Origin of the sequence: Empedobacter sp. UBA2044 (assembly GCF_002333005.1) — a bacterium.
GTDB classification, from domain to species: domain Bacteria; phylum Bacteroidota; class Bacteroidia; order Flavobacteriales; family Weeksellaceae; genus Empedobacter; species Empedobacter falsenii_B.
Window position 1 is genome coordinate 156,985 of record NZ_DDBA01000028.1, and the last position, 6,585, is coordinate 163,569.

Annotated in this window: 8 protein-coding genes; 4 read left to right on the forward strand and 4 right to left on the reverse strand. The window is 27.9% G+C overall.

What is annotated here, in order from left to right:
• Positions 1-39: 39 nt before the first annotated feature.
• Entirely contained in the window at positions 40-387 is a 348-nt protein-coding gene (locus B4E59_RS05130; RefSeq protein ID WP_219033995.1) for a hypothetical protein, read from the forward strand.
• Positions 388-420: 33 nt separating this feature from the next.
• Here the strand turns inward: B4E59_RS05130 and B4E59_RS05135 are convergent, their stop codons facing one another.
• Positions 421-1,425: a hypothetical protein gene (locus B4E59_RS05135; RefSeq protein ID WP_286494927.1), complete on the reverse strand. Its 1,005-nt coding sequence runs from the start codon at positions 1,423-1,425 to the stop codon at positions 421-423.
• 131 nt (positions 1,426-1,556) lie between these two features.
• On the opposite strand from B4E59_RS05135, the gene B4E59_RS05140 reads away from it, so the two are divergent.
• A complete protein-coding gene (locus B4E59_RS05140) occupies positions 1,557-2,369 on the forward strand; it encodes a WG repeat-containing protein (RefSeq protein ID WP_221857095.1) in 813 nt (270 codons plus the stop codon).
• A 35-nt stretch (positions 2,370-2,404) separates the two neighbouring features.
• Here B4E59_RS05140 and B4E59_RS05145 read toward each other — a convergent pair whose 3' ends face one another.
• The 3 genes from B4E59_RS05145 to prmC form a co-directional block, all read right to left on the reverse strand.
• On the reverse strand, positions 2,405-2,971 hold the full coding sequence (locus B4E59_RS05145; RefSeq protein WP_219033998.1) for a GNAT family N-acetyltransferase: 567 nt from the start codon (positions 2,969-2,971) through the stop codon (positions 2,405-2,407).
• Between the two features lie 54 nt (positions 2,972-3,025).
• A complete protein-coding gene (locus tag B4E59_RS05150) occupies positions 3,026-3,553 on the reverse strand; it encodes a hypothetical protein (RefSeq protein ID WP_286494928.1) in 528 nt (175 codons plus the stop codon).
• Positions 3,554-3,676: 123 nt separating this feature from the next.
• Positions 3,677-4,501: a peptide chain release factor N(5)-glutamine methyltransferase gene (gene prmC, locus B4E59_RS05155; protein WP_125350425.1), complete on the reverse strand. Its 825-nt coding sequence runs from the start codon at positions 4,499-4,501 to the stop codon at positions 3,677-3,679.
• Between the two features lie 92 nt (positions 4,502-4,593).
• Here prmC and B4E59_RS05160 point away from each other — a divergent pair, with 92 nt between their 5' ends.
• The gene (locus B4E59_RS05160) at positions 4,594-4,926 is read left to right on the forward strand and encodes a DUF3060 domain-containing protein (RefSeq protein ID WP_160279610.1); all 333 of its coding nucleotides are present in this window, start codon (positions 4,594-4,596) and stop codon (positions 4,924-4,926) included.
• A 186-nt stretch (positions 4,927-5,112) separates the two neighbouring features.
• Positions 5,113-6,573 (forward strand): discoidin domain-containing protein, encoded by a 1,461-nt coding sequence (locus B4E59_RS05165; RefSeq protein WP_286494929.1) that lies wholly within the window; start codon positions 5,113-5,115, stop codon positions 6,571-6,573.
• Positions 6,574-6,585: the final 12 nt, after the last annotated feature.

Sequence of the window (6,585 nt, forward strand, 5' to 3'; positions counted from 1 at the left end):
AATTCCTTAAAATAGATTAAAATTTCTTACTTTTGCACTGTGAAAATATTCTTTGAAAATTACGCTGACGACTTACAGGTCGAAACTGAATTACCTTTAGAAGGTAGTTTATCACAAGCTATTGAGATTTTTCATAACCTACCTGATTATGACGGAAGTTATATTGGTTTGATGAATCAAGATGGGAATACTGTTCAGATTTCGAAATATGATCGATTTTTATTTTTAGTAGAAATCCCTGTTTACCAAGAACAAGCTTCATATTCAGTATTATTTACTTATTTTCAAGTAATGCAATTATTAGAAGATTTATACAAAGGATTTGATCCTTATAACATAAAAGGATTGAAATTTGAACAGTATTTAACAAAAAAAGCAACGAAATAATCGTTGCTTTTTTATTTTTATATTATTTAGATTTTACTGCCAAATATATTTCTCACCTAAACTTAACGTTGATTTCATCACATATTTTCCTTCCTCATTTTTTTCAGTTAATACTAAAATAGGATAATATTCACCTGCGGGAACCAATTTTGTGATATTTGTAGTAAAATTTAGCTTTTCAATTTTAGTAAAAGCAGAAATTGGTGAAACATCTAGATTTAGAAGTTCAAATCCATCTATTTCTTTAATTCCTGTTATATTTTGATTTGAAAAATATACCATTAATTTTAAGTCATTTGTAGGTTTATAATCTAAATTCTGTATAGAATTATCAACTCCACCAATTGTAACCATCAACGAATTGAAATCAATTTCTAATTTCCAACCTCCAACTAATTTTAGTTTTTTATTTACATTCGCTATGTTCAAAGAACTTTCTACAGGTGTATATATATCAGATAAAGTAGCGTCTATATTCTTTGTAGAAGCTAAAGTATTAGCATCTGTAACCTGAGGTAATTCTACATTCTTTACAACTTTATCAATTAAAATATTATTAGATTCTAAAGAAATTTTACTACTCAAAACTTTATAATTCAAAATAGAACCTGATTCTTTTTCTTTCAATAACAAAACTGGTGTATAATCTCCTTGTGCTAATGTTTCAAGATCTGAAGCTTTAAAAGTAATAGTAACGTTATTGAAGCTTGTTCCATTTCCTTCTAACTGCCCTAATTGTGCGTTTGTATTGATTTTATTCGGTAAATTATATAAATCTACAGATGTTTTTGATGGAGCAAAATATAAATCAAGAAATAAAGTCTGACTTGTTTTGTTTAAATAATTTGTCAATTTTCCTCCAGATATTTTATAGTTAGATGTATTTCCATCATTCGAAATTTTCCATACTCCTTCAAAAGAATAGTCTTTATTTATCGTAGTCGGTAAATTAATAATGTTTATACCATCTTGTTGAGCTGTAACAAAACTACTCATTATAATAGTTGCAGTAAAAAATAATTTAGTAAAAATATTCATAGGTTATATTTTAAGCTTTCCTACAAAAGGAAGAATTTAATTTACAAAAAGTGTTTAAAATTGGATTTTTTAATATTTATATACAAACTATTAATTTTTGATTAATTAATTTTACGTCGAATTATAGAATTATGACTAAAATATCACCAAAAGATACAGACCAGTTTGACAATTTTGTTCACAAAGAAACAACAACATTTGAAGATTTAACTGTTTTCGATCGCAACAATTTGGCACCAATATCTATTGATAATCAATTTGGTTTAATAGATAAAGAAGGAAATGTAATTATTCCGTTTCAATATCAAAAACTTGTGCTCACAACTGTTAATGCCTATAGCGCGCAAAAGGAGAATAAGTGGGGAATTATCACAAAATCTAACCAGATTTTGATTCCGTTCGAATATGATTTAACAAGTGATTTTATTGAAAATATTTGTGCTGTAAAAAAAGATGGAAAATGGGGTTTTATTGATTTATTAAATCAAGTTGTGATCCCGTTCGAATATGATGGTTGTACAGATTTTAGAGCTGGTTTAGCTGGAGTTGAAAAAGATGGAAAATGGGGAATGATTGATAAAAATAATCAGTTGATTATAGATTATCAATACGAATATTTAACGCCAGTCGATCAAAATTTTGCCACTTTTGGAGAAGCTACTTCACTAAAAATTGAGCGTCCAGATATATTAGCTTATTTTCCATATTTCTTATCAAAAGAGAATTATTTGATGCATTTTGGTTTAATTTCAACCAAAAACGAACAAATTTTAGGTCCAATTTCTGAATTACCAATTTTAGAAAGTTTCGAGAATCAAGCTGTTATTCGTCAAAATTATCAATTAGGTTACTTAAAAAATGGAAAAGATTTTGTGAAATTTGAACAATTTACAATCGATCCGTACGAAGAAAAAATCTTAACACAATTAGGAGTAATGAAATAAAAAAAGAGCTTTAAGAAAAGCTCTTTTTTTATTATCTATTGTTTTGGTTTATACTGCATATATTCATGATTTTCGCTCATCAACATTTTTTCCCCAACCACTTCAAAACCTTTTCTTTCGTACAATTTCTTTGCATTTGGGTTTGTAAAATCGACCAATAAACCTAATGTTTTGCCTTGCTTATTTCCTATTTCATCAATCAAATAATCCAATATTTTAGAACCTATTCCTTTCCCTCTAAAATCTTCAGAAACTGCAATTGTGTCAATATATATTTCACCTGCTTGTGTTTCATCTTGCGGATGAATAATTTGGTTATAATCATTTTTCAATAATTCTAAAACAGGTTTTCGAAGTTCTTCTAATTTTCCTCCGTCATAAAAAGTTGTTGTTCCAGCAAATTGATTATCATATTCTACAACAACTGTATTTTGATAACTATATTGATTTTCTTCTTGTTCAATTAATTTTTTCAAGAATAAAACTCCTTCTTCATAATCTGTTTTTCCGATAAAATCATAAACGATTTTATCCATCGCTAACATCATCAATCTTGCAATTGATAACGCATCTGTCTTTGTTGCTTCTCTAAAATTTAACATAAAAAAATAGCCTTGAGATTTCTCAAGGCTAAGTTAGCAATAATTATTTTGAAATTATTTCGCTTTTAATTTATCTAACGTATTGTTATATCCTTCTTTTGCTTTTTCTCCAGCTTCTTTCGCTTCTGCTTTCACATCTTTTGCAGCTGCATTGATATCAGCTTTTGCATCTTTTGCAACAGTTTTAATATCTTCTTTTGCTTGATTAGCTTTTGCATCTACTTTATCTACAGTATTATTCACTCCATCTTTTACATCTTGCGCAGCATTATTTACAGCAGCTTTTGCATCAATCCACGCTTTATTAGCATCGTCATAAGCTTTTTGTGCAGCTTCTGTTGCAGCTTTATCACCTTTCGCTTTTGCTTCATCTAAAGCTTTTTTTGCTTCGTCTACTTTCGCTTTTGCATCAGTTTCTGATAATGTAGTTGTTGTAGTTGTCGTTTCTTTGATAACAGTCGTAGAATCATTCGCTAATGAATCTACAGTTACATTAGTTTCAGTTGTTTTTGAAGTTTCTTGTTTACAAGAAGTAGCAAATGATAATGAAGCAACTGCCACTAATACAAATAATTTTTTCATAGTTGTTTTTTTTTATTGTTTTAATAATAGAATCAGTTTTAACAATTTTAATACCAAATTGCGAACGATTATTGAATTAAAATTAAATCTTTTCAGAAAATAAAACAAGATTCTTATAGATAATTATTGATTAGAAGCACTTAGCATACGATCATTTCCAGAAATATCTTTATGAATGATTACATTTTGATAAAATTTTTGAAATAATTGTTTTGTCTCTTTTCCTAAATATTGATTGATTTCACAATAAATTTTACCATTCTCTTTCAAATGATTTTTAGCAAAATCTATTACTCGTTCATAAAAAATTAAAGCATCATCATTTTCAACAAAAAGCGCCAAATGAGGTTCAAAATTCAAAACATTTTGATGCATTTCTTTTTTTTCAAGATTTCGGATATAAGGTGGATTTGAAATAATTACATCAAATTTATGGTTTAATTGAATGTCTTCCAGTAAATTATTGTGATAAAAATTTATATTAACTTTTAAATTTTCAGCATTTGATTGTGCTATTTTCAATGCATTTTCAGAAATATCTAATGCTGAAACATTTGCATTTGGAAATAATTTTGCCAACGAAATAGGAATACATCCTGTTCCTGTTCCTAAATCAATCATAGAAATATCTTGATTTTGAGCATAATCATTTCTAATTAATTCAACCAATTCTTCCGTTTCTGGACGAGGAATTAATGTATGTTCATTCACAAAAAAGAAATCGTTATAGAAAAAAGCTTTTCCAGTAATATGTTGTATAGGTTGACCTTTTTTTAATTGTTCTAAATCTGATAAAATTTCAGTCGTTAATTCAATTTCATCTCGGCTAGATAAATCAAGATTCAACTTATCTTCTACATAAATCATGAAAATATGAGAAGCTTCTTCTTTATCATATAGTAATTGCAATTTATCTAAAAACAATTGTTTTAGCTCAACTAAAGTCATTTTGTTAAATTTTTGTAAAGTTAGATTTTATTAATTGAAAGTGCACGATTCTTGATTTCTAAAAAGTAACCAAAAAAGAAATCACAATGAAAATGAATAAATTATTATGTGCTGTTACGATGTTATTTATTAGTCACCTTTCTTTTGCGCAGATAGAAATTGATGGAAATAATAAAAAACTAACGTTAGATTGTAAGGGACAAAAAGTAGAAGTTGGCGGAAGTGGACATGTGATCAATTTGAAAGGAGATTGTACCAAAGTTGAAATCATGGGAACAAATAATACAATATCTGTTAATGGATTAACTTCTGCTGAATTAGCTGGCGAAGGAAATACATTATATTATCGTAAAGCATTATCTAAAAATGGTAAATTACCTCAAATAATTGAGGGAAATAATAATACAATTATCAAAAAGCAGTAAAAATCTTTTCATTTATTATGTCTTTAATAGTTAGAATCTCTTTCTTAATTGTATTATTAAAGAAAGGGATTCTTTATTTCTTAACATTTCCTTATTTTTTTTTCAAATTGGTTCCTAGCTGATTATAAATAAAATGTATTAATTAACTTGTCTAAACAACAAAATATCAATTAACACAAATTATTTATGAAAAAAAATTACTTCCTACTAAGTATGATTTTACTTGGTATAGATTCTTTTGCGCAGGAATACAAAATGCCCGTTTCTAGTGTTACTTCTAAACAAGAGGCACAAAGTGGTAATGAAGCTACTTTTAGCGCAGATGGTATATTAACGACAATGTACCATTCTAAATGGAATCAAAATGGAATCCCAGATCAATTAGATTTTAGTTTCAACAGTCAAGTTAAATCTATAAAATCCCTTGCCTATTTTCCAAGGCAAACAGGTACTAATGGAATTTGGACAAATGTTGAAATTTTATATTCAACTAAAGGTGATCCAACAAATTTCAAAACAGCGACTACGAGTGCTATAACATGGGCTGGAGATTCTACATCTAAAAAATTTGATTTTGATAAAGAAATTATCAATCCAGCAGTCATTAGAATAAAAGTGAATGCTGCTCTAGGAAATTTCTCGAGTGCTGCGGAAGTTGAGTTTTACTCGTCTGATCAAATTACTCCAATAGCTTCGGAGTGTGTAATACAAACAAATGAGTTCTCAAACTATAAGGATATGAAAGTTTCTCCATTAGTTACAGGTTCGTCAGCATCAAGTTTTCAAACAGGGGAAAACATAGAGCAATCATTTGATGGAGATTACAATACGCTTTATCATTCTAACTACAATTCTACTGAAAAAACTTTCCCTATTTCATTAATTTATGCTTTTGATGGAAACACACCATTAGATTATATGATCTATTATCCAAGAAATGATGGTGGAGTAAATGGTTTATTAGGAAAAGTAAAAGTTAGTTACAATACTATAGCTGACCCTACTTATATTGAAATTTCTACACAAGATTTTACGCAAACAAATGATGTAAGAAATATATCTTTTCCATCACAAATAAAACCTTCTTCTATCAAATTAGAAATTTTAGATGGCAAAGGAAATTTTGCAAGTGTTGCCAAGATGGAATTTTATCAAAAAAATTCAAACAAGTTTGATCAGAAAAAGTATTCAACAATTTTTAAAGATGATTTATTCTCAGAATTAAATTCAGGCGTAAATCAACAAACAATTGATGGAATTACTACATCTCCTTTTGTTAAATCTTTAGCACAATGTTTATTAGATAATAAATACAAAAAAATAGATCGTGTTAACGAACATAAAGCATATAAAACAATAGCTTCTATCAATAAAGAATACAAAATTGGAAATTACAATGCTTACGAAAATCCAACAGGAATAGTTTTTTCGGAAAAAACAACTAGCGTTATGTTTGTAAGTGGTATTCCTTCTGGTGAAAGTGTATATTTACGTGTTAGAGATTCTGCTAACGAAGCAAATGTAACTGATATCTCCTACCCTTTATCAAATGGAATAAATGCTATTGAAATGAAAAATAATGGATTAGGATATATTTCTTATTATTCTGATTCTAATAATCTACCAAATATAAAATTAAATGTGTAATCTTCCCTAAAA

Bases quoted from the DNA above. Each gene is read 5' to 3' on its own strand.
- B4E59_RS05135 (WP_286494927.1), bottom strand. From the start codon at position 1,425: ATGAATATTTTTACTAAATTATTTTTTACTGCAACTATTATAATGAGT.
- B4E59_RS05140 (WP_221857095.1), top strand. From the start codon at position 1,557: ATGACTAAAATATCACCAAAAGATACAGACCAGTTTGACAATTTTGTT.
- B4E59_RS05145 (WP_219033998.1), bottom strand. From the start codon at position 2,971: ATGTTAAATTTTAGAGAAGCAACAAAGACAGATGCGTTATCAATTGCA.
- B4E59_RS05150 (WP_286494928.1), bottom strand. From the start codon at position 3,553: ATGAAAAAATTATTTGTATTAGTGGCAGTTGCTTCATTATCATTTGCT.
- prmC (WP_125350425.1), bottom strand. From the start codon at position 4,501: ATGACTTTAGTTGAGCTAAAACAATTGTTTTTAGATAAATTGCAATTA.
- B4E59_RS05160 (WP_160279610.1), top strand. From the start codon at position 4,594: ATGAATAAATTATTATGTGCTGTTACGATGTTATTTATTAGTCACCTT.
- B4E59_RS05165 (WP_286494929.1), top strand. From the start codon at position 5,113: ATGAAAAAAAATTACTTCCTACTAAGTATGATTTTACTTGGTATAGAT.